The organism is Desulfovibrio mangrovi, from assembly GCF_026230175.1.
Classification (GTDB): Bacteria; Desulfobacterota; Desulfovibrionia; order Desulfovibrionales; family Desulfovibrionaceae; genus Halodesulfovibrio; species Halodesulfovibrio mangrovi.
The window spans coordinates 158,424-181,646 of the sequence record NZ_CP104208.1 but is presented as its reverse complement, the minus strand read 5'-3'; the positions used below and the strand labels follow the sequence as shown (position 1 = coordinate 181,646).

Below are 23,223 nucleotides of genomic sequence, written 5' to 3'. Positions count from 1 at the left end.
TAACAAAGCAGCACAGCGCTCACAGGACCATCATGATTTCCACGATCGCCTGGCAAAACCTCTTCCACGACAAAATCCGGCTATCAGTCACACTGATAGGCATCGTCTTCGCTGTCGTCCTCATTACGGTTCAGGTCGGATTGTTTCTGGGGTTCGTGGACACCATCTCCGGAGTCATCAGACACAGCGGGGCAGACGTATGGGTTGCTTCCAAGGGAGTGAAGAACTTCGACATCGCCATGCCCATGAGCGAGGGCAAACTGTATGAGGTCAGATCCGTCTCCGGAGTCGCCAAGGCCAGCCCCATGATTGTCCACTTCGCGTTATGGAAAAAGAAGGGGGGCGGACAGGAATCCATCGAAGTTGTCGGGTTTGACATGACAACGGGACTGGGTGGCCCATGGAACCTGATTCAAGGACATACGGAAATGCTTGATGCCGCGGATACGGTATTTCTGGATCACCTGTACCTTGAACGCCTCGGCGTGGAACGCATCGGACAGGAAGCGGAAATCGAAGGAAAAAGAGCCAGAGTGGTGGGATTGACCTCCGGCATACGCTCCTTCACCACATCCCCCTACGTGTTCACGGCATTCAAGAACGCCCCCAAGTACACCCCTGTCACCCCTGAACAGCTGACCTATGTTCTGGTTAAAGCGGAAAAAGGTCTTTCACCGGAAACGCTGAGGGACAGAATCAGGCAGCAAGTGCCACATGTGGATGTTTTCACCTCCGCGGAATTTGCGAAGAAAACGGAGCACTACTGGATGTTCAGCACCGGAGCGGGCGTGTCGCTTCTTCTGGCCGCTCTGCTGGGCTTCATCGTTGGCATGGTGGTCGTAGCGCAAACCCTCTACGCCACAACGCTCGACCACATGGCGGAATTCGCCACGCTCAAGGCAATGGGCGCTCCAAACAGCTTCATCTACAAGATACTCATTCTGCAGGCCATCATCAGCGCATCGCTGGGATACGGCTGCGGCATGATCATCTGCATGTATATCGTCAAGCTCAACACCGGCGGTGATGCTGCCATTCTGCTGCCGCAGGACGTGGCTCTCGGCATGCTCGGCCTCACCATCATCATGTGCGTGACCGCCTCGTTCATATCCATTCGCAAGGTCACGACCATTGATCCTGCAATCGTATTCAAGGGGCGTTGACCATGCAGACAGTTCTCATCGCGGACAACATAAGTAAAAGCTTCACGACAGGGACCACTGTCCACCACGCCCTGAAAAACGTGAGTCTCACTGTGAGCAAAGGGGAAATCGTCATGCTCATGGGGCCCTCCGGAAGCGGCAAGACCACCCTGCTCTCCATCATGGGCGGCATCCTCAGCCCGACGTCAGGAGAAATTACCATCGCGGGCCACCCCATGACCGGCGTATCCTCATCCCGAAAAGCGCAACTGCGGCTGCAGCATATCGGCTTCATCTTTCAGGAGTACAATCTATTTCCCAGCCTTTCAGCCCTGCAGAATGTCCAGGTAGCGCTGGCACTGAGAGGAGAGAGCGGCAAGAAAGCCAAGGATGAGGCAGCCATGCATCTGCAGAGCGTGGGGCTCGGCGATAAACTGGAAAACCACCCGTCCAAACTAAGCGGCGGACAAAAGCAGCGGCTTGCCATAGCCCGTGCGCTTGCAGGCAACCCCACGCTTATGCTCGCCGACGAACCAACGGCCGCACTGGACTCGGAGAATGGCACAATCATCATGAACCTGCTGAGAAAGCTTGCCCGCGAACATAACCGCGCGGTCGTGATTGTGACCCATGACAACCGGATAACGGAGTTCGCAGACAGGATTTTACGCATCGAAGACGGGCACCTCATCGGTCCCGACTACGACGACACCACGAATCCGCTTGCCCGCACAGCACCTCAGCAATGCAAAGCGACCGGAGGAGATAAAGCATGAAAGCCTTAGTGATCATCCTCTTATCCCTGTTCGCAGCCGGAGCCGGATATGTTTATCTGGACAGGCACATGGCTGCCGCGTCAGAGGTGAAATTGCCAGTCACGCCCGCAGCGCAGCATATAGCGGTCGCCGACAACTCTTTCATCGTTGCCTCAGGCGTTGTTGAACCTGTTTCAGAAGAACTTGAGCTTTCCTTCGAGCTCAGCGGACTGATTGAAGAAGTGCTTGTATCCGAAGGCGAGAGCGTCAAGGCGGGGCAGTTGCTGGCCCGACTGAAGCAGGATTCCTACCTTGCCAAGGTTGAGAATGCCCGGGCCGAAAACAGTATTTCCGAAACGGAATACCGCAAACAGATCTCCGGCGGCAGACAGCAGGAACGAAATGAAGCATGGGCCGCTGTGAAGCAGGCCAAAATGATAATGGAGCAGAATCTGCGGGAAGCAAAGAGCAGAGACGCCCTTCAGAAAAATGACCATATTGCGACCGAAGAAGTCTACAGAGCGTGGAAGGAATACTATGTAGCCAAAGAAGCCCACAAGGAAGCCCAGGCCCGATTTGAACTGGCCGACCGGCCTTTCCGCTCCGAAGACATCAAAAAGGCGGCATTTTCCGTAAATGCCAGCAAAGCCCGCCTGCACGAGGCTGAAGCCGAACTGGCAAAGACACGATTGACCGCCCCCATAGCAGGCACGGTGCTTCGACTGCTGCGTCAAGGCGGCGAGGCGGTTTCCATATTGTTTGACAGTCCCGTCATAGCGCTTGGCGACATAAGCACGCTGAATATCCGGGCAGAGGTGGACGAAAAGGACATCGGCCATCTGCGGGTTGGCCTGCCCGCCTACGCAACGGCAACGGCCTTTGGCGAGCAGCGTTTTCCCGGGAGAATAACCCGCATCAGCCAGATAATGGGACGAAAGAAAATCTTTTCAGGTGATCCCGCAGAAACCATGGACAGAAAGGTTCTGGAGATCATTGTGACGCTGGATGCCCCCGGCCCGCTGGTAAGCGGCCTTCGCATGGACGTGTTCATCTCCGCAACACCATAACGCCACATTCACGGAGGGTTTGCCCTCATGAACTTCCCGAAATACCTTCCGCGCGTAGCCCCTTTCGCGGTGTACATGCTCTTTGTGGCAACCAGCGAGATCATCGCCCTGATTCCAGCCACGTCATCCCTGCTTTCGCCGGAAAGCCAGACACTGCTGTATCCTGTTAAAATAACCTGCGCCTTGGCAACTCTTTTCTTTTTCTACAGACATTGCAATGAAATCCGATGGAGAGAACTCTCTCAGCTGAGGCAGTCCTCATTAAGCATTTCACTCGGCATAGCGGTGTTCGGACTATGGATTTATCTGACCCAGCCCTGGGCCGTCCTGTCCATACCGCAGACCAGCTTCACGCCACAGGCCGTCCCTGAAGGCGTTCCACGAACAGCCCTCATTGCTGTACGCCTTGCAGGAGCTGCTCTGGTTGTTCCGATAATCGAAGAACTCTTCTGGCGCTCATTTCTCATCCGCTATCTGCAGAAAGCAGATTTCACTTCCCTCCCCATTGGTACCATCTCTCCGCTGACCTTCTTCGGCACAGCCCTCCTCTTTGCACTGGAACACCACTCCGTGGCTGCGGGCTTTCTCGCCGGACTGGCATACAATACCATCTACTGGCGAACACGCAGCATTGCCCAGTGTATTCTCTCGCACGCCGTAACCAACCTGCTGCTGGGACTCTATGTCATCCGGTACGAGCAGTGGTGGTTCTGGTAGCCCCCCTCTGTAATTACCAATCAGATAAAGAAATTTCAGTAACAACAGCCCGCTTGTCCTCAGGACACAGCGGGCTTTTTCTGCCCCGCATCCGTCCTCCGGCCGGTCGTATGTAAGGTCTGTCGATAACTGTCGGACAACCTGTCACATCTGAAAGCCCCACGCCATAACAACCACCCTGGGAATCGCATTTTTACCTTAAATTTCAAAACGATATTCAAATGGCACACTCCGTGCACAATTAGCTTCGAAACCGTATCATCAAAATTTGCCAGGGGTCTTTTTCCCCTCCAAAAAATCTAAGGAAGGTTGAAAAAATGAAAAAGCTAATCGCTACAATCGCAGTTGCGTTGATGGTCCTCGCGGGGAGCTTATCAGCCCATGCGCAAATTTTCTTTGACCCGACCGGTGGCGGAGGCGGTATTGAAATCACCGGTTTTGACTGGGCTCCTGGCGCAGGTGTGGCAAAGGACTCTGTAATTTTCAGCGCAGAAGATAGCTGGACATGGGATTCGGATGTATATCTGCAGTCCACCCTGTCGAACCTCCTGACTCCCGGTGGTTTGGCAAGTCTTGATCCAGCATATGAGATCAACGCAATAGCTGGGTTCTCGGAAACCGGAACCTATTATACCCTGCCCGGCTTGAGCTTTGCTTCTTTTGATCTGCTCCCTTCCGATCTTAACTACTTTGAAGTGTATATCGACACCGCGGGCAGCCTCGACCACACCACTGATGGAACGCTTATCCTCAGCGGACATTTTACCAGCCTCGGCACCTCCACTTACTCCACCGCCGGCGACATCGTTCCTTACCTTGACAACTACCCTAACGGCACCCTTGCACAGCCCGATGTCGCGGCCATGGAAGGTGGCGGTGGTACAAAGGCCAATATGCTCATCGACTTCCTTGCTGACGGCTACTTCACCCTTGATGAAGAAACCCTTGCTGCCCTTCTTGCCCAGTCTCTCTTCATCACTCTGGACTTTGTCGGAACGCAGAGTGTCCCCTTCACTCACATCGATCCCCCCGATGGCATCGAGACTCTGGCTGGCGGCACGATCCCCATTGACTACCTCCTGCTGGCTGGCAACGGTGATTACGCCCACATCAACGGTTACCCCAACGGGGACGGCAGCCCCGGCGACTTTGCCTTCGAAGTTGATGGCGCAAGCTCCTTCGGCACCGTTCCTGAACCTGCAACCATCCTGCTCAGCGGCCTCGGCCTGCTCGTACTGGGCTTCTTCTGCCGCAGGAATCAGGTTGCCTAGCTTCATAAACTCCCAAGAAGCATAACAAAGGCGCAGACCACCATGGTCTGCGCCTCTTTGTTTTGCTTTCCCGGTCAAAGCCGGACAAGGTCGGTATTACCAAACAGCCTGCAAGCCCCCTGCACTCAACATATTGATCAGACATATAATAATCGCATTCTGCAAACAATACCGACACACTTTCAGCAGATCCTTTAGAACCGCCAATCAGAACCAAGGAGGCTGCCATGCGCATTCTCTGCATCCCATACTCCCACACGTACTCACACCTGAGCAGAGTGCTTGAGGCCGGTAAAACACTTCGGCAACGTGGGCATTTGGTAGAGTTTGCAGGTGAAAGCCCGAAGATGCGGATACTTGAACAGGAAGGATTCAATACGTTCCCATTGTTCGAACCCGACCCAAAGCAGCTTTTCGACAACATACGTGACGGCAAGCTTCGCTTCGTTGATGAAAACACACTGGACAAAATGATTGACGCAGACGTGGAGCTCTTCAAATCCGTACGCCCGGATGTGGTTCTAACGGACGGCCGTTTTTCGGCCAGAATATCCACATACATTGCCAAGGTCCCCCATGCGGCCATCGTCAACGTCTCTTCAACAGCCTATCGCGCCAACCCGTATGTACCGCTGTTCCCCTCCCGCACCGGTGACTGCGCCCACCACTCACCAACCTGTGCCGCAGAATCTACAGGATGGAACAGGTGGCTGGACAATCTGAACCTCTGGCTGGAGATGGCGGTATTCAATATGGCCATGCCCGCCTTTTCCAAGCGCTCAAGGCGATACGGACTGCACAGGCAGGCAACAGCAACAAACTGCCTTGCGGGGGGCGACCTGACCCTGCTGGCAGATACCCCTGAATACTTCCCGACACGATGCCTGCCGTCCCATTACCACTACGTGGGTCCCATTGTATGGAACGGTACGTCTCCCGCCCCAGAGTGGTGGCAGGACATGGCAAACGCTCAGGATACAAGGCCGCTTGTCTTTGTCAGCATGGGTTCCACCGCCATTCCGGCGCTGTTTGAAACAGCCTTCAACATGCTTGATGCCAACGGCATGCGCGGCGTTATCGCGACCGGCGGCCAGAAGGAGGATCTGCCTCAGGATCATCCGGATATCCGGGTCACACCATTCATAGACGGTAATCATGTGCTGGAGAAAAGCGCCATAGTCATCTGCCATGGCGGAAACGGCACCATCTATCAGGCGCTTGGCAAGGGCGTTCCCGTAATCGGTATTCCCACAATTCCGGATCAGCACTTCAACATGCGCAGAGTGGAAGCGCTCGGCACAGGGCTGACAGTCACACAAAAGACATTCGAGACATCCCCAACGGCCCTGCATGATGCCGTCCAGCAGATTCTCGGCTCGCCACGATTCAGCGACAACGCCCGCACGATGCAACACATCATTTCAACTTATGATGCTCCCCTGCTCTGTGCGGAACATCTGGAGCAACTGACTGAAAGTTCCGGGGCGACCGCGTAATCAAACAATTTCTGAACCCACCTCAAAGCGATCCTTGACTGCCCTGACAAAAAAGCCCCGTAAAACGGGGCTTACACGTTGTGTTGAATCCTTTCTGCCTGGCTATTTTTTAAGAGACATGCCGTGTTTGCTCAGCAATTCATATAGCCGTGCCCGTGACATACCCGACACATTGCACAGGGCCGCAACATCAGCACCAAATCGCTCAATAAGTCTGTTGAGATACTCGGATTCCATCTGGTCAACCACCTGCCGACGGACTTCCTTTATGGTCGGGAAATCTTCCCCATAATACAAATCCGAGGGGGTGATATCCAGCACATCGCCCCTGTTCTGGGTCTCCTCTCCCGCCAGAGAGTGCTTCATGAGAAAGGCGCGCACTTCTCTGGGCAGGTGATGTACATACAACATGCCGACATCAAAGGAATTGCTCACAGCGGTATGCATGATGTTAATCACATCGCGCACATTCCCCGGAAAATCGTAGATCTCCATGGCATTAATGAAATCCTGGGAAATCTTTTTCTCCGGCATCTTCAGCTGCTCGCAGATATAATCTGCAAAGTGTCTTACAAGAGGTTCAATATCCTCTCTTCTTTCCCTGAGAGGCGGCACCTCAACCACGTTGGTTCTCAAACGGTAGTACAAATCCCTGCGGAACTCGCCCTTTTCAACCATCTCGGTGAGATTCTTGTTGGTAGCCGCCACAACGCGGAAGTCGCTCTGCACTTCCTTGAGGGATTTCAGCGGCCTGAATGAACGTTCCTGCAACACTCGAAGCAGGGACTTCTGGATGGAAAGATCAAGGTCGCCTATCTCATCCAGAAAAATGGTACCGCCGTCCGCCTGCTTGAAAAGACCGTCGCTGGCCTCCTTGGCGTCGGTAAAAGCGCCCTTGGCATGCCCCAGCAGAATGCTCTCGGCAAGGGTTGTCGGCAGATTGGTGCAATCCACCACAATAAAGGCCTTATCAGCCCTGTCGCTGTTCTTATGAATGGCTTTGGCCAGAAGCTCCTTGCCGGTGCCTGTCTCCCCAATCAACAACACATTACCGATAGAGCGCGATACGATTGCGAGCTTCTGCAATACCTGTTCGAAACGGGGACTGCTGCCGATAATGCTGCCCCTGTCGAATACGGCCTTCAGTTCATAATCCCTTCGCGCGGCCCGATGAGTCAGACAACGGGTGACCGTTTCTTCCAGCTTGTCATAGGTAATGGGTTTTACCAGATAATCCCATGCGCCGGCACGGATGGCCGATTCGGCATTATCGCTGTTGCCGTTGGCTGTGATGACAACAACATCCGGCGTTCCCGGAGAAAGCGAAAGCTCACCGATGTAATCAAGGGAGCTGCCTTCCGGCAGATTCCCATTAATGAAGATAAGTTCACCAGGCTTATCCCAAAGCCTTTGCATACCTTCACTAATGGAATTGGAAACCTCGCAAGGATAGCCCATGCGCTTGATCATGGATGTGAATGCAACGCAAAAATCCTTGCGATCGTCTATGATGTGTATTCGTTCCATCGAAGTCCACGACTTGCTGTATTTGCCTGTAGCACACCCAAAGCAATGGCCCGCTGTGCAAAGAAGACTGTCGCGACCAGATCCCCCATGAAGCCAGGAGCATCTGGCGCGCCTCTGGCAGCCCGGCCATCTCCCCCCCGATATCCGCCGGCTTTCCCCCCAACCTCACGATTGGTTCGGCTTTTCGGAGAACACAAGATAAATAATCCTATTACTACTCTACCAATATGCCAAAAAAGCACCAAGGTGTGAATTAAAAAATAACTATTGTCCGGAACAATACGACACCCTCTCCACCACAGCGCATTCGCAATAAATACAGAAAACTACAAGTCCGAAAATACCGTAAAACATCAAGGGCCGCCTTGATCTATCCATAATTTCCGGATTATAACAACAACTGAAGACCTGCACCTTTCACACAATCAACCGAACAAACAATACAACACACTGAAATACTGACACATCATTCTTTAACGCCAACTCCCCAGACTTCTTAAATAAACAGATAAAAATCACAATATCAAACAGTTATAAAACAATACAACCTTCACAAAGCATTATGGCACGGCTTTTTCATATATCCTTCCAATGAAGCGTTCCTTGTATTTTCGCAAAGGAGTTCGTGTGAAAACCACCGATTACACATACAAGACGAGCGACCAGACTGGCAGACGGCTGGAAAGAGCCGCTGAGGAGATGGGGATTGCCGCACAGGAACTATTGGAGGGTATTGTCGATCAGTACCTGTATTATCGCGACCTCTCCAAGATTCACGGATCTGATCAGCGCGCCTTCAATCGCATGCATCTGTCCATTCCAGCCATGGTCTACATCATGGACATATCCGGAACACACGGAAAGTATCAGGCTGCAACCATACGGGATATTTCACACAAAGGATTAGGAATATCCTGCAAGGCCAGTGCGTTCGGGGGCTCGCTAGGCAACCGGGATGCTGACACGCTGAACTTCGAAATCTTCTTCGCGATTGACGAGGAGAAATTCCCTCTCCGTTTTTCCTGCAAAGCCAAACGAATAGATCCCATTGGTGACGAACTGCATGTAGGGGCTATTTTTGAAATGACAGATCCTGCCAGCAACGACATGCTCCGCTGTCTTCTTGAGCAGGGCGGGCCTGTTGAAATGTTGCTGAAGAAAAATGCGGAACCGCGTGTATCGTAATTTGGCATCACCACTTGCAGATAAACATTAACACCTCTTGTTGCCCAATGCCTTCACCCCTCCCCCACGTAGCTCACACGATACTCGCCATGCGCCTTGGCGGCGCGGAGAAGCTCGTCCATGACCTTGCAGTGGAGCACGCAAGACGGGGGGCTCAAGCCTCCATTATCTGCTTCGACGGCGAGGATTACGACACATCCACACTGAATAGACACGACATTCGCATACACCACATTCCCCGACGTCCCATGGTCTTCGATTGGAAGGTATTTCGGGGGCTATGCCGCTTTGTTCGGGACAACGGAATACAGCTTCTCCATGCCCACGATCTGTCCAGCATGGCTTACGCCTCCGCGACTGGCACCATATGTCGCATTCCGGTCATCATGACCGAGCACAGCAGGCACTATCTGGACGAACGCGCCCGCAGGCGCTGGGAAAAGCGTTTGTTTGCGTACGGGCTGGATGCCCTTGCGGAAGTATCCCCCCAACTGGCGGAAGCCTCCGCCCGAAAAGACGGTATCCCCCCCCGAAAAATACTGACCATCGTGAACGGGGTGGATATTGACGCAATGCAGCGGGCCGACGGCACACGATTCCGTACAGAGATAGCCGCATCGGCAGAGAATTTCCTCATAGGTTCCGTAGGCAGACTTGAGCATATCAAGGGGCCGGACATTCTGCTTGAAGCCTTTGCGGACATCGCCGGGAGTTTTCCCGAAGCCAGACTTGTCTTGACCGGCTCGGGAAGCATGGAGAGCCCCCTGCGGGAACGCGCCCACGCATTGGGGCTGGCAGAAAAAGTAGTGTTTGCAGGTGCCCGCAGCAACATCCCGGAAATACTCGCAGCACTGGACTGTTTTGTCATGCCCTCCCGCTCCGAGGGGCTGCCCTTTGCCCTGCTGGAAGCCATGGCAGCCGGAAAACCCGTAATATCCACCAGTGTTGGCCATATTCCAGAAATTCTGGAACATGGCCGCAACGGCTGTCTGGTTTCGTCGGAGTCGCCTCAAGACCTTGCAAAGGCACTGCGGAGCATCATCACAGACCACGCCTTACGCAACAGCATTGCCAGACAGGCTCCCGCGGTTGTGGAACAGCGTTACGCACAATCGGTCATGTTCGAGCAATACGAATCCCTCTACAACAGGCTCTGCCTGTAGTCGCATTTCAGAAAAAAATAAAAGCCGCTGCCCATACGGACAGCGGCTTTTTCTATCAGCGTATCGTCTGCGCCCCTACGCAGCGTCAATGATCTCGAGCAACCGGCGCGTCATGTCTTCCATCAGGGCCTTGTCTCCGCGAGATTCCACATTCAACCTGAGAACAGGCTCCGTATTGGAGCTTCGCAGGTTAAACCGCCACTCCGGAAACTCAAGACTGATGCCATCGGTTTCATCCACGCGGAGAGCCTGCGGTTCAAACACCTCGCGCACGGCACGGATACAGGCTTTGGCGTCCTGCACCCGTCGGTTGATTTCGCCGCTGGCGGGATAGGCCCGCATGGCTTCCTCAACATGCCGAGACAGGGATTTGCCCGTTACACTTACGAGCTGAGCCACCATAAGCCACGGAATCATGCCGGAGTCGCAATAAGCGAACTCCCTGAAATAGTGATGAGCGCTCATCTCCCCGCCGTAGACGGCATCCTCATGCCGCATACGTTCCTTGATGAAGGCGTGCCCTGTTTTGGACTGCACGGCAATGCCACCGTTGCGCCCCACAACATCCACGGTGTTCCACGTCAGGCGGGGATCATGGATGATCTTGGCACCGGGCTCCTTCTGCAGAAAAGCCTGAGCGAGAAGTCCTACAAGGTAGTATCCTTCAATAAACTCGCCCTGCTCGTCAAAGAAGAAACAGCGGTCAAAGTCTCCGTCCCAGGCAAGCCCCATGTCCGCACCATGCTCACGCACGGCCGCAGCCGTGGCAGCACGGTTTTCGGGCAACAACGGGTTGGGTACCCCGTTGGGGAAATTGCCGTCCGGCTCAAAATGAATCTTGATGAAGGTAAAGGGCAGGTGCTTTTCCAGCAGGGAGATGATCTTGCCTGCTCCGCCGTTGCCGGGATCTACCACGATCTTGAGCGGCTTGAGCTTGGCAGCGTCCACATACCCACAAAGATGCTCGACATAGCGTTCAGAGTTATCGTGGTATGACACGGCCCCGACCTTGGAAACAGCAGGGAACTCGTTCAGCGCAGCCATGCGGCCGATCTCGTTGAGCCCCGTGTCGCCGCTGATGGGTCGCGAGCCTTCACGCACAAACTTCATCCCATTATAATTCTTGGGATTATGACTGGCAGTGACCATTATACCACCGTCAACATTCATGTCGAATGCTGCGTGGTATATCTCCTCCGTTCCACCCTGACCAATATGAAAGACGTCTGCGCCGCCTTCCGTGAGTCCCCGGATCAGGGAGTCCGTCATGGCGGGACTGGACAAGCGGATATCGTGTCCCACCGCCACCCGCGAAGGCTTGAGAAAAGCTGCATACGCACGCCCGATGCGGTAGGCGATGTCGTCATTCAGCTCGTCAGGCACTCTGCCGCGCACGTCATAGGCCTTGAAGCACCCCAACCGGTCAGACATTACTCCTCCCCCTTCACTGCGGCATCGCCGCTGCGACCATATACGTCGTCCAATCGTACGATATCGTCTTCACCCAGATAGCTGCCTGTCTGCACCTCAATGAGTTCGAGGTTGACCTTGCCCGGGTTTTCAAGACGATGCACGGTGCCGAGAGAAATATAGGTAGACTGGTCCTCACTCAGAAGAATTTGTTCATCACCTCTGGTGACAAGGGCCGTTCCCTTGACCACGACCCAGTGTTCCGCACGATGGAAGTGCTTCTGCAAAGAAAGAATCTGCCCCGGATACACGGTAATGCGCTTCACCTGATAACGTTCGCCAAGGTCTATGCCCTCGTAGTTGCCCCACGGACGGAATACGCGGCAGTGGCTTATCACCTCTTCCCGATTGTCGCGGCTCAACGTGGCAACAATATTCTTCACGTCCTGCACCCTGTCGAGGGGGGCGGCAAGCACGGCGTCCTTGGTTTCCACAAGGGCCACATTTTCGAGCCCCAGCGTGGCGATGAGCCTGTTGGTGGAATGCAGGTAGCAACCCTTGGTATCTTCGGCCACCACATCACCGATGCACACGTTGTTGTTGGCATCCTTCTCGCGCACTTCCTGCAGTGCGGACCACGACCCCACGTCACTCCAACCGCAGGACAACGGAATGACCACGGCCTTGTCCGTTTTTTCCAAAACGGCATAGTCGATGGAGTCGGAAGGACATCCCGAAAAAGCGGTCTTATCCAGACGCACGAAATCGAGGTCCAGTCTGGCGCCCGAAGTGGCAGCCTGACATGCCTGAAGCATGGACAGGTTGAAGCGCTCAAGTTCAGCGAGGAATACGGATGCCTTGAACATGAACATGCCACTGTTCCAGAGGTAATCGCCAGAGGCGAGATACTCTTCAGCGGTGGGGCGGTCCGGCTTTTCCACAAACCGCTCAATGGGAGCAGCCCCTTCACCCGCACCTCCGGCTGACCGTTTGATGTAACCATAGCCGGTCTCCGGCTTGTCCGGCACGATACCAAAGGTGACAAGACTGCCCTGTTGCGCACTGGCTACGCCGATATCCACAGCGGCCAGAAATGCCTCGTTATCCTTGATGTAATGATCTGCGGGCAGCACCAGCAATATGGGGTCATCCTCTTGCTGCATGGCCGTGAGAGCCGCAACCGCCACGGCCGGAGCAGTGTTTCTTGCTACCGGCTCAAGGATGATGCCTGAGGGGTGCACGCCGATTTCCTGCATCTGGGAGGCAACCATGAAGCGGTGTTCTTCGTTGACGACCAGAATGGGAGAGGAAATGCCCGCCTTGGCGACCGTTCTCCCAGCCGTTGCCTGCAGCAGAGAGGTTTTTCCACCCAACATGGGCATAAGCTGCTTGGGAAACAGCTTGCGGGAAAGCGGCCACAGTCTGGTACCGGAACCACCGGATAAAATAACGGGGATCAGCACGAAACATCTCCTTGATCATCGGCACTTGCGCCAGTCAGGCAGACAGGCCGAAAAAGCTACGGCGGACAAGTCGCATCTGTCATCGCCATTATCAGTTCAAGATATCAATCGGCAGGAAAAAACAACGACTACGACTAGATATAAAAGCAAACATCCCGCCGTTCAATAGCTGACAAAAAATTGCCCCTCAAATAAACAGCTAGATCGAACGCTTTCTATTATTACGACAAACCCAATGCACCGTACAGCTATTCGGCATCAACACGCAGTTCGATGGCGTCGTAACGCCAGTATTCCTGCTCTACGGATAAAACCGCGCCCCGTTCGTCCGTCTTGACTCGACGGACATACAGCCCGGGCGCACCAAGCGAAAGCCCCAGCATATCCGTCACCTGCTTATGCAGCAATACAGGACGGATAAGCAAACGGCGCTGCAACAGGGAAATGCCGTATTCTTCCTGCACCACCTGCGTCAAGGCGCGGGATACGGTCTTGGGCACAATATCCTTCAACCGTTCAGCATGAAGATGGGAAACAACGTGTGCCACCTTCTGGTTGTCCAGAAAGAAGTCGTTTTCCATCTCATAAACGTTTGTTCCGGAAGGGAAACCGGCTTCATCCTCCATCTCCGGAGAGACCTCGATCACCCCGTTATCCTTGGTGGTCCAACGGGCCTCGAATCCCTGCGAGGAGGCAAGACGGGCAAAGTTCACGTGCTTTGCCGGATTGTATACCAACCGTCTGGTGCTGACATACCATCCCCTACGCTCGAGCCTGAATATCTGCCCCTCGCGCTGCAGCAACTGCAGGGCATGGCGCACGGTGTTGCGGTTGAGATCCAGCTCGGCACACAGCGTCCGCTCGGAGGGCAACTGGCTTCCCGGAGAAAGCTCACCGGATTCGATGCGCTTGAGGATGTGCTTTCTGACTATCTGATAATATCGGAATACCGCCATGACCCCCGCCCGAAAGTGTATAATTACAAGCCAAACAGGACATCTCTACGCATAGGATTTCGAAGGTGTTTATCTACGCACCTTCGGCGGAATTGACAAACACTCTTTTCATCTGGGTTAATCCAGTTGCGCAAGTCCCGACATCCGTGTATCTACGGAGCAGCCACAGCTTGGCGATTCCATCTGTTGCCGGATGAATAGCAAAGAGGGTGGTCCTATACTATGCGGCCCGTGCTGTATGAACCGGCGCAACCTGCATGCCATGTGCAGGATTCGAATCTCCCGCGATATTGCGCCGCTTGTCTTCGGGGGTGTGAGGAACTTGCTATGCGTTCTATTCTGGTTGCCCTTGCCGCGGCTGGCGCCCTGTTTGCGTCTTCCGTAGCGCAGGCCGGTACCCTGCAGGATGTGCAGGCGAACGGCTTTCTGAAATGTGGAACCCACATCGAGAACCCCGGGTTCTCCGCGCTGGACAGCAACGGCCAGCGCTTCGGTTTTGACGTTGACTTCTGTCGCGCAGTCGGCGCTGCGGTGAACACGCCGGAAATCAAGTATACCCCGCTCACCTCCAAGGAGCGCCTGCCCGCCCTGCAGTCCGGCGAAATCGACCTGCTTTCCCGTACCACCACCTACACCATGAGCCGCGACGCCAACCTCGGCCTCGACTTCACCAACATCACCCTGTTCGACGGTCAGGGCATGATGGTTCGCAAGTCCAGCGGCATCAAGAGCGCCAAGGAACTGGACGGCGCCACCATCTGCCTGCAGACCGGCTCCACCACCGAACTGAACATTTCCGACTACTTCCGCAAGAACGGCATGTCCTTCACCCCCGTGGTGTTCGACAAGCAGCCTGACGTTCGCGCCGCATACGACGCCGGTCGCTGCGACGTGCATACCACCGACGTTTCGGGCCTCGCCGCCCAGCGCTCCCTCATGGAAAAGCCCGAAGAGCACGTCATTCTGCCTGAGCTGATTTCCAAGGAGCCCCTCGGCCCCGTTGTGCGCCACGGCGACAACCAGTGGGGGGACATTGTTCGTTGGACTGTATGGCTGACCATGGCCGCTGAAGAGTTCGACATCACCGCAGAAAACGTGGAGAAGATGTACGAAGAAAGCACCGACCCTGAAGTGCAGCGCATGCTCGGCAAGACCGGCACCCTGTGGCAGGACCTCGGCCTCGATCAGGGCGCTCCCGTACGCGTGCTGAAGACCGTGGGCAACTACGGCCAGATCTTCGACCGCAACCTCGGCCCCAGCACCCCTCTGCGTCTTGAGCGCGGCCCCAACGCGCAGTGGAACAAGGGCGGCCTGATCTACGCTCCGCCTTTCCGCTAGTCGTTCAAGCGCCACACGCTCTTTCGCCTGCGGTGCTCATACGTACCTCCCCCCTTCAGGAACTCCGGTTCCTGAAGGGGCATTGCGTATCCTCCATGGTCACGGATCGCCCCACGACCGCCACATTTAGGATAAGATATGACTGACCATTCCGCCCCTCCGCGAGTTCCCTTCTGGCGCAGCCCGACCGGAAGAGCGTGGGCATTTCAGGCTGTCATGCTCGGCTCGTTTCTCTGGCTGGCCGTCAGCATGTATCGCAACACGCTGGAGAATCTGAAGACGCGCGGCATAAGCTCCGGTTTCGGTTTTCTGCACTCCGAAGCCGGCTTCCGTATCGGCGAGGTTACCGGCATTCCGCTGCCGCAAGGCGGTTTCCTCTATTTCCTCATCAGCCTTGCCCTCGGCCTTGCGCTCTCCCGCATGCTGACCCGGCATATGAAGGCCCGCACCAATGCCCCGCTGAACACGAAATGGTTCGGTCTCTGCCTTCTGCTCAGCATAGGCATTCCCGCCGCAACCCTGTTCCTCTTCCGCAACAGCGTGGAGATTGCGCACTACACGGAATCCTCCAGCTACGTCATGGCGCTGGCCACGGGTCTTGCCAACACGCTCAAGGTCGCGGTCATCGGCTGCGTTGCCTCCACATTTCTCGGCCTCTTCATCGCACTGGGACGCCTCTCCCCCAACTGGCTCCTCAGCAGCCTCTGCCGCTGGTATGTGGAACTCAACCGCAACCTGCCCGTGCTGATGCAGTTATTTTTCTGGTATTTCGTGGTGTTTCAGGAACTCCCCGGCGTAAAGCAGTCCATTGACCTCGGCGGCTGGCTCATCCTGAACAAACGCGGCCTCTTTCTGCCCGCACTGGTCCCCCACCAAGGGGCATGGCTGTTCTGCGGAGCCATCGTTGCTGCGCTGTGCGGCTGCTGGCTTGTGCTGCGCCGCGCAAAGCAACTGCGTGACGATACAGGCGAAGCAGGAAAACGCCTCGTGCCCTGCCTGCTGCTTCTCATCGGCCTGCCCGGTCTGGCCTGGCTTTTGGGCGGCACGCCGTTCGGTCTGGAATTCCCCGTCCTGAAAGGCTTCAACTACAAGGGTGGCACCGGTCTCACCCCCGAATTCACCGCATTGGTCGTAGGTCTGACCGTCTACGTTTCCGCCTTCAACGCAGAGATCATCCGCTCCGGCATAGAAGCCGTATCGCGCGGACAGCGTGAGGCAGCCCGCGCCCTTGCCATGAATGAGCGACAGGTCATGCGCATCGTGATCCTGCCTCAGGCCATGCGCGTCATCGTCCCCCCCATGACCAGCGAATATCTCGCCATCGCCAAGAACAGCTCGCTGGCCGTAGCCATCGGCTATCCGGAATTCGTGAGCGTCGGCGGCACGATTCTCAACCAGTCCGGTCAGGCTGTGGAGATCGTGGGCATCTGGATGGGCGTGTATCTGTGTATTTCCCTGTGCATCTCGTTCGCCATGAACGTCTACAATGCACGCATAGCACTGGTGGAGAGGTAGTCATGGCACACGACATTCCCGACAGACTGCCTCCGGCCGCCACCGTAGGCGTATGGAGCTGGATACGGGCCAACCTGCTCTGCCCGTGGTACAACGCCCTGCTCTCTGCCGGTTCGCTGTACCTTATATGGAAGGCCGTGGTGCCTTTCTGGAACTGGGCCGTGGTCAATGCGAGCATCTCGCTCGATCCGGCGGTAGCCAAGCAGCACAGCGGCGCGGCATGGGGCTTTCTGCGCGACATGTGGCCGGTATTCATGACCGGCATCTATCCTGCGGAAGAACGCTGGCGGCCTCTGCTGGCACTCTGCCTTGTTCTCGCCATGGTCGGGCTCAGCCTGCTGCGGCCGCTGCGCCGCGCCACATGGCTGCGGGCGGCATGGCTGGCCACACCGCTGCTGGTGTTTGCCATCATCAGAGGCGGCGGCATCACCGGCCTGCCCGAGGTAGGCACCCACTACTGGGGCGGACTGATGCTCACCATCCTCCTTGCCGTGGTGGCCATGATCGCAGCGTTTCCCATCAGCATCCTGCTGGCGCTGGGCCGCACCTCGAACATGCCCATCGCACGTCCCTTCTGCGTGGCCTACATTGAACTCATCCGCGGCGTGCCCCTGATCACCATCCTGTTCATGGCCTCGGTGGTGCTGCCGCTGTTCCTGCCTTCCAACATGGAACTGGACAAGCTGCTCCGCGCCATGGTGGGCATCACCATGTTCTTCTCAGCCTACCTTGCGGAAAACATCCGCGGCGGCCTACAGGGACTCTCCCGCGGACAGTACGAAGCGGCCGACGCGCTGGGCATGAGCTACTGGCAGAAGATCCGCGTGGTCATCCTGCCGCAGGCACTGCGTATCGTCATCCCGCCCATGGTGAACAACTTCATCGGCATTCTCAAGGACACCTCGCTGGTCGGCATCGTAGGCCTTGTGGACCTGCTGCAGATCGCCTTTGCCACCACCTCCAACCCCAAGTGGTTCGGCAGGCTGGAAGAAGCCTATGTCTTTATCGCCTTCTGGTACTGGGTGCTCTGCTTCGGGCTCTCCAGCTACAGCCAGCACCTTGAACGGAAGATTCCCTCCGCAGGGAAATAGAGGACTCACATGCATACCCAGACATATACGGCAACCCATCTCGGCGACGCCCCCGTCGTTATAGACATCAAGGGCCTGAACAAGTGGTACGGCCAGTTCCACGTGCTCAAGGACATCCACATGCAGGTCCGCAAACAGGAGAAGGTGGTCATCTGCGGCCCCTCCGGTTCCGGCAAGTCCACGCTCATCCGCACCATCAACAGACTGGAAGAGCATCAGGAAGGCGTGATCACGGTGGAAGGAACCCCGCTCACCAACGACATCAAGCACATCGAGCGCATCCGCCGCGACGTGGGCATGGTGTTCCAGCAGTTCAACCTGTTCCCGCACCTGACCATTCTGGAAAACGTGACGGCAGGCCCGACCCACGTACGCAAGATGCCCAGAAAGGAGGCGGAGGAAATCGCCTTCACCTATCTTGAACGCGTTGGCATCAGCGAACAGGCACGCAAATTCCCCGGCCAGCTTTCCGGCGGCCAGCAGCAGCGAGTGGCCATTGCCCGCGCACTGGCCATGCAGCCCAAGATCATGCTCTTTGACGAGCCCACTTCCGCCCTTGACCCTGAAATGATCAAGGAAGTGCTGGACGTCATGCGCGAGCTGGCCGACCAGGGCATGACCATGCTCTGCGTGACGCACGAAATGGGCTTTGCCCGCGAGGTAGCCGACACCATGGTCTTCATGGATAAGGGGCAGATCGTGGAATACGCGCCGGCGAACGAGTTCTTCACCTCGCCGCGCGAGGAACGCTGCCGCACCTTCCTTGAGCAGATTCTGAACCACTAGGAAAGGCGTACCGCTGCACCTTGGGGGAAAAGCTTCCGGATGCCGTGCAGCTTCCGCCTGTCCCCCTGCTGCCGGAGTTGTCTGCACACGATTCATCACGCTGCGTAGCTCAGCCCCTTGCAAGGGACGAAACGCTCACGGCGCGGAACCATATACATTGAAGGGGTGCCTTTTTCTCACCCCGATGGAGCATGCACAGTGCGTCTCATGCTGAACGCCGACAAACCGCTGATCTGGGGGCATCGCGGCTGCCGTTCTCTGGCCCCCGAAAACACGCTGGCTTCAATGGAACTGGCGCACGCCAAGGGAGCCGACGGCTGGGAACTGGATGTTGTTCTGACCAGAGACGGCATTCCGGTGCTGCTGCACGACCTGAACCTGCTGCGCACCACGGATGCCGCCAAACACGAGACGTTCCGAAGCAATCCGCCCGCCCTGCCGTGGCGTTTCACGCTGGAGGAGCTGAAGACGCTGAACGCAGGCATATTCCCCCGCCGCCGTTGCGGCAGAAAAGACTGGGGAACGGACACCTCTTTCGGGGTGCAGCCCATCCCCACGCTGGAAGAAGCCCTGCGCCGCTCCGCCGAACTGGGCCTGTGGGTGAACATAGAGATCAAGGATGTCTCCAACGCCATGCCGGGGCCGATGGCGAAGGAGATTGTCCTGCGCACACTGGACGTTGTTGCCAGACTCAAGATGGAAGAGTCCGTTGTTGTCTCTTCTTTCAACCTCGCCTATGTGGCGGAATGCAAACAGCACGCGCCGCACATCCTCACCGGCATGCTCACCCCGCATGCCTACACCGGCGATGCCGCCGCACTGGCACAGTCCATCAAGGCCGACGCATGGCACCCCGGACACAAACGCCTGACACAGGCCGCCATCGCGCATGTTCGGAACGCAGGCCTTGCGGTCACCCCCTACACAGTAAACGATCCCGCCCGCATGGTGCAGCTTATCGAATGGGGCGTAAGTGGCATTGTCACTGACAATCCGCAGGATGTGCCCGACTTATAGGCAAGGCCCTTCCTGCCCTATCATGACAGACCATAAGAAAAGCCCCTGAGAATACGAGATCTCGGGGGCTTTGATAACGCAGGATGCCACTATGCCTTCTACGGCGATACAGGCATTACAAGTGCCGCTCCCGGAGACTTAGAGCGGCTGCATAATCCACACACTCCGTCCCTTTTACGGCATTCATACTTTCACCGACACCTACCTGAGCCTGCAGGCGGCACGCGGCTGCGTAACCAAGCACAACCGCCGCCCAACTTTCGTCACTTGCGGGGAACAATCCAGCCGCGGGACTGATCCCTGCATGCCATGCCATAATACACCTTCCGCTCTCCGGGCAAATTCAGTTCCTGTTCATAGCTGCGACAAAACATGCCGGTATCCAACCTGAACGTCGCCGTCGGAGTTGTCTTTCCTGAAAGCCCGGAAACGTCATCCGACCAAGTAACCGGCACCCCGCTCCTACTGAACTCGAGAGCCTGCTGAAGATTCTTCTCGGCCACCTCGTGAAAAGCGGGAAGCATCTGGCCCTGAGGAGGAATCACAGCCAATAGTTCCAACCGGCGAGAAGGCACTCTGGGGTTACTGCGTTTGGATTCCATCAGGACATAATGACCAACGACGGGTGCGTAATACCACGTTATGGTTTCACGCAAACGCTTTTTGCTTGCATAGCGCTTCACCCGAATGACCCATGTGTCAAACTCGCCAGCCATCACGGAGACCCGACGGGTACCGATCACTTTGGCGTCGCCATAATAGGTATATGTCCTTACACGTCCACCATCCATGCTCCATGCGCCTTGTTCCGTATAATAATATTCAGCCCCCTTCCCTAGGGGCCATATGGACTCTGCATCAGGTAACAAAGGCCAATCGCGCCGGACTATCACTCTTTCACCCTTTCGCTTACTCGTCTCCCAGTATGTACGTTTCTGGATAAAATCCGGAGACCCGGTGGAAACATGCCCTCGATGATTTCTCCATGTCACCGTTCCGGGAGAGGCGTCCGCAACCATTTCCCAAGTTCCATCGGAATACACAAAGGTTGTGCCGACAGTATATAAGGGCAAGCCTGCGGGTTGCAGTTCGGGACCTTCCTGCGGCAAAGTCCCATGCAAACTGCATCCCGCTGATACAGTGATCAGAAACGATAGCATAATGACGTGCAAGACATATCCGATCGAACTTGTGTACGGAATTTTCATCAGCACCTCCCGATAGTAAACTATATTGAATCAGCAACCTCGAACTGCAGAGATCGCGTTTTCCACTGCCCATCCGGTGCTCTGTAGGCAAGACCTGTAAGTATCTGGCGTTCACGCTCCATGGTCATCTCCATCACATATTGGCGGTAATACCCGCCCTTACTGTCCCGATAGGTTCCCACCGGCGTCACCTTCACTGCCTTGCTTTGATCGGCAGACACCCATTCCCGCGATGTTCCCCGCACGGAATGCTCCAGAGCATCCATCACCACATTATTGAATTGGCTTGGAACATAGCCCATCAGCAAAGGGGCGCGTTCATGCTCAACCTCGTTACGCTCGACCAGCAAGCCTCCGCCGAACCCGATGGCGGCAAGCAGGAACATGGCCGCTATTCGCGATAACTGGAACCACCCGCCACGCGCCCCTTTTTCTTGATGCGTTGTCCTGACCGCTTCCAAAAGCCGTAACGGAATGGGTTCATCAAGCACACGATTCATCTCCGCCTTAAGCATTGCAACAGACCGTACAGTTTTGATGACATATTCCCGAGCTTGCTCGTCCTGCGCGATCAGGGCGTCATTCCGCGCCATTTCTTGCAGATCCAATTCACCTTCAATATAGGCTTGCAGCTCCATTTCATCAAAAGTCCTGTTCATGAATACCTCTCTCATTAGAGCAAGCAGCGTCACTTATCAGACAGTTCGGGATATAGGGCCTTAACCAGATCCCTTTTTCCCCGGGCAACACGGCTCGCAACAGTGCCCGACGGCAGATTGAGAATCTCGCCTGCCTCGGCATACGAATACCCTTCAACACAAACAAGAATGATTGCAGAGAGTTGTTCTTCTGACAGAGACCCGAATGCTGTTTTCATGTCCATGGCGTCCTCAACTCCAAGCGGCGCACCGTTATGTATGGAAATCTCTTCAGCACCGCCGTTGACAAGCCTTAAATAATTGGCCCTGACCTTGCCCTTGCGCAAACGATCCAGCCATCGCGTATGAAGAATTCGGAACATCCAGCTGTCGAAACGTGTTCCCGGATGAAACTGTTCCAGTCGCCCCAAAGCATGCTCGCAGGCTTCCTGAACAAGATCATCGGCAGTTTCCGTGTCTCGTGCCAATCCTCTGGAAAACCTACGCAAGCGGGGAAGGAGGCTGATCAATTCCAGTTTCAGCAGCTCCTTTCCCGTTACGCTGTTTCTCGTAATATTGCGGTTCCACATATTCAGTACATATCAAGTTCCCGAACAACTGCTCGCAATCATTTCTCGCCAGCTTCGCCCCAGTTGCCCAGCAAACCGGCCTCTTCATCTTCCGACACGGGAGAAAGCCCTTCCACGCCGCCAACGTTTACTGCACCAGAAACATTACCACCCTCACCCCGTCTTCTGCTACTGTCACTGGCTCCCTTGTCGTCGTCACCCTTGTCATCACCCTTGTCATCACCCTTGTCATCGCTCTTGTCATCATCCTTGTCGTCATCCTTGTCGTCATCCTTGTCGTCATCACCATCGTCATCCTTGTCGTCATCACCTTCGTCATCACCATCGTCATCACCATCGTCATCGCCGTCGTCATCACCATCGTCATCACCATCGTCATCACCATCGTCATCACCATCGTCATCGCCGTCGTCATCTCCGCCGTCATCTCCGCCGTCATCTCCGCCGTCATCACCACCACGGTCGCCTCCACCATCGCTGTCTCCTCCACCATCGCTGTCTCCTCCACCATCGTCATCGGCAAGGGCTACAGCCACAGACATTTTTCGAGCTTTAATATCCAGCTGATAGGGAAGCGCAACAAGCGCAAGGATAAGACAAACAAACATGAAGGAGCATATGAAGCTATGAAGGCGTCCCTTTATGGTGCCGCTTGCAAACAAAGGAATTTTAGCCATGTTAACCTCCCACATAGGATAAATATTATTCTTTTCTATAATAACGTTTGTGAATAGGATATTTTTCCCTCACAAATTCATTTTCGGAGAAAAGTTAAAATGCCTATAAAGCATGCAGCGTTACCCGCCAGCGACAAGTCCAATGCAGGTTAGGCCTGCAACATACACTGTCCCTTCCGATTTCACACCATGCCCCCTCCTACAAAGTAAA

At 55.5% G+C, this 23,223-nt stretch carries 21 protein-coding genes; 13 read left to right on the top strand and 8 right to left on the bottom strand.

The genetic code is table 11. From position 1 onward, the window contains the following. Nucleotides 1-32 precede the first annotated feature (32 nt). From N1030_RS00815 to N1030_RS00790, 6 genes are all read left to right on the top strand, one after another. On the top strand, nucleotides 33-1,163 hold the full coding sequence (locus N1030_RS00815; protein WP_265827078.1) for an ABC transporter permease: 1,131 nt from the start codon (nucleotides 33-35) through the stop codon (nucleotides 1,161-1,163). A 2-nt stretch (nucleotides 1,164-1,165) separates the two neighbouring features. Further along, nucleotides 1,166-1,918, top strand: a complete 753-nt coding sequence (locus N1030_RS00810; protein ID WP_265827077.1) for an ABC transporter ATP-binding protein — start codon at nucleotides 1,166-1,168, stop codon at nucleotides 1,916-1,918. After that, nucleotides 1,915-2,964, top strand: coding sequence for an HlyD family secretion protein (locus N1030_RS00805; RefSeq protein ID WP_265827076.1), 1,050 nt, complete (start codon nucleotides 1,915-1,917; stop codon nucleotides 2,962-2,964). The genes N1030_RS00810 and N1030_RS00805 overlap by 4 nt, the downstream gene beginning before the upstream one ends. A 27-nt stretch (nucleotides 2,965-2,991) precedes the next feature. Then, a complete protein-coding gene (locus N1030_RS00800) occupies nucleotides 2,992-3,681 on the top strand; it encodes a CAAX prenyl protease-related protein (RefSeq protein WP_265827075.1) in 690 nt (229 codons plus the stop codon). A gap of 317 nt (nucleotides 3,682-3,998) precedes the next feature. Continuing rightward, complete coding sequence (locus N1030_RS00795; RefSeq protein ID WP_265827074.1) at nucleotides 3,999-4,952, top strand: PEP-CTERM sorting domain-containing protein; 954 nt, start codon at nucleotides 3,999-4,001, stop codon at nucleotides 4,950-4,952. A gap of 347 nt (nucleotides 4,953-5,299) precedes the next feature. Further along, entirely contained in the window at nucleotides 5,300-6,448 is a 1,149-nt protein-coding gene (locus tag N1030_RS00790; protein WP_265827073.1) for a glycosyltransferase, read from the top strand. Nucleotides 6,449-6,550: 102 nt separating this feature from the next. Here the strand turns inward: N1030_RS00790 and N1030_RS00785 are convergent, their stop codons facing one another. Beyond that, nucleotides 6,551-7,975, bottom strand: a complete 1,425-nt coding sequence (locus N1030_RS00785; RefSeq protein WP_265827071.1) for a sigma-54-dependent transcriptional regulator — start codon at nucleotides 7,973-7,975, stop codon at nucleotides 6,551-6,553. A gap of 627 nt (nucleotides 7,976-8,602) precedes the next feature. On the opposite strand from N1030_RS00785, the gene N1030_RS00780 reads away from it, so the two are divergent. Both N1030_RS00780 and N1030_RS00775 read left to right on the top strand, forming a co-directional pair. Then, nucleotides 8,603-9,160, top strand: coding sequence for a PilZ domain-containing protein (locus N1030_RS00780; RefSeq protein WP_265827070.1), 558 nt, complete (start codon nucleotides 8,603-8,605; stop codon nucleotides 9,158-9,160). A 47-nt stretch (nucleotides 9,161-9,207) separates the two neighbouring features. Further along, nucleotides 9,208-10,323: a glycosyltransferase family 4 protein gene (locus tag N1030_RS00775; protein WP_265827069.1), complete on the top strand. Its 1,116-nt coding sequence runs from the start codon at nucleotides 9,208-9,210 to the stop codon at nucleotides 10,321-10,323. Nucleotides 10,324-10,398: 75 nt separating this feature from the next. Here the strand turns inward: N1030_RS00775 and N1030_RS00770 are convergent, their stop codons facing one another. The 3 genes from N1030_RS00770 to N1030_RS00760 form a co-directional block, all read right to left on the bottom strand. Next, entirely contained in the window at nucleotides 10,399-11,754 is a 1,356-nt protein-coding gene (locus N1030_RS00770; RefSeq protein ID WP_265827068.1) for a phosphohexomutase domain-containing protein, read from the bottom strand. Beyond that, nucleotides 11,754-13,196 carry a mannose-1-phosphate guanylyltransferase/mannose-6-phosphate isomerase gene (locus tag N1030_RS00765; protein WP_265827067.1) on the bottom strand — a complete coding sequence of 481 codons (1,443 nt, stop codon included), beginning with the start codon at nucleotides 13,194-13,196 and terminating at the stop codon, nucleotides 11,754-11,756. Before N1030_RS00765 ends, N1030_RS00770 begins: the two co-directional genes overlap by 1 nt. Nucleotides 13,197-13,444: 248 nt before the next feature. Next, nucleotides 13,445-14,152: a GntR family transcriptional regulator gene (locus N1030_RS00760; protein WP_265827065.1), complete on the bottom strand. Its 708-nt coding sequence runs from the start codon at nucleotides 14,150-14,152 to the stop codon at nucleotides 13,445-13,447. Nucleotides 14,153-14,479: 327 nt separating this feature from the next. On the opposite strand from N1030_RS00760, the gene N1030_RS00755 reads away from it, so the two are divergent. The 5 genes from N1030_RS00755 (at nucleotide 14,480) to N1030_RS00735 (ending at nucleotide 19,899) form a co-directional block, all read left to right on the top strand. Continuing rightward, the gene (locus N1030_RS00755) at nucleotides 14,480-15,490 is read left to right on the top strand and encodes an amino acid ABC transporter substrate-binding protein (protein ID WP_265827064.1); all 1,011 of its coding nucleotides are present in this window, start codon (nucleotides 14,480-14,482) and stop codon (nucleotides 15,488-15,490) included. Between the two features lie 138 nt (nucleotides 15,491-15,628). Further along, entirely contained in the window at nucleotides 15,629-17,005 is a 1,377-nt protein-coding gene (locus N1030_RS00750) for an amino acid ABC transporter permease (RefSeq protein WP_265827063.1), read from the top strand. 2 nt (nucleotides 17,006-17,007) lie between these two features. Beyond that, nucleotides 17,008-18,096, top strand: coding sequence for an amino acid ABC transporter permease (locus tag N1030_RS00745; protein ID WP_265827062.1), 1,089 nt, complete (start codon nucleotides 17,008-17,010; stop codon nucleotides 18,094-18,096). A gap of 9 nt (nucleotides 18,097-18,105) precedes the next feature. Then, entirely contained in the window at nucleotides 18,106-18,882 is a 777-nt protein-coding gene (locus N1030_RS00740; RefSeq protein ID WP_265827060.1) for an amino acid ABC transporter ATP-binding protein, read from the top strand. A 207-nt stretch (nucleotides 18,883-19,089) separates the two neighbouring features. After that, nucleotides 19,090-19,899 carry a glycerophosphodiester phosphodiesterase gene (locus N1030_RS00735; protein ID WP_265829116.1) on the top strand — a complete coding sequence of 270 codons (810 nt, stop codon included), beginning with the start codon at nucleotides 19,090-19,092 and terminating at the stop codon, nucleotides 19,897-19,899. Nucleotides 19,900-20,162: 263 nt separating this feature from the next. Here the strand turns inward: N1030_RS00735 and N1030_RS00730 are convergent, their stop codons facing one another. Genes N1030_RS00730 through N1030_RS00715 form a run of 4 tightly spaced genes read right to left on the bottom strand, consistent with a single transcriptional unit; the run spans nucleotide 20,163 to nucleotide 23,012 of the window. Further along, on the bottom strand, nucleotides 20,163-21,107 hold the full coding sequence (locus N1030_RS00730) for a hypothetical protein (protein ID WP_265827058.1): 945 nt from the start codon (nucleotides 21,105-21,107) through the stop codon (nucleotides 20,163-20,165). Nucleotides 21,108-21,127: 20 nt separating this feature from the next. After that, nucleotides 21,128-21,766: a hypothetical protein gene (locus N1030_RS00725; protein ID WP_265827057.1), complete on the bottom strand. Its 639-nt coding sequence runs from the start codon at nucleotides 21,764-21,766 to the stop codon at nucleotides 21,128-21,130. A 29-nt stretch (nucleotides 21,767-21,795) separates the two neighbouring features. Beyond that, nucleotides 21,796-22,335 carry an RNA polymerase sigma factor gene (locus tag N1030_RS00720; protein WP_265827056.1) on the bottom strand — a complete coding sequence of 180 codons (540 nt, stop codon included), beginning with the start codon at nucleotides 22,333-22,335 and terminating at the stop codon, nucleotides 21,796-21,798. Between the two features lie 38 nt (nucleotides 22,336-22,373). Next, nucleotides 22,374-23,012: a hypothetical protein gene (locus N1030_RS00715; protein ID WP_265827055.1), complete on the bottom strand. Its 639-nt coding sequence runs from the start codon at nucleotides 23,010-23,012 to the stop codon at nucleotides 22,374-22,376. Between the last annotated feature and the right edge of the window lie 211 nt (nucleotides 23,013-23,223).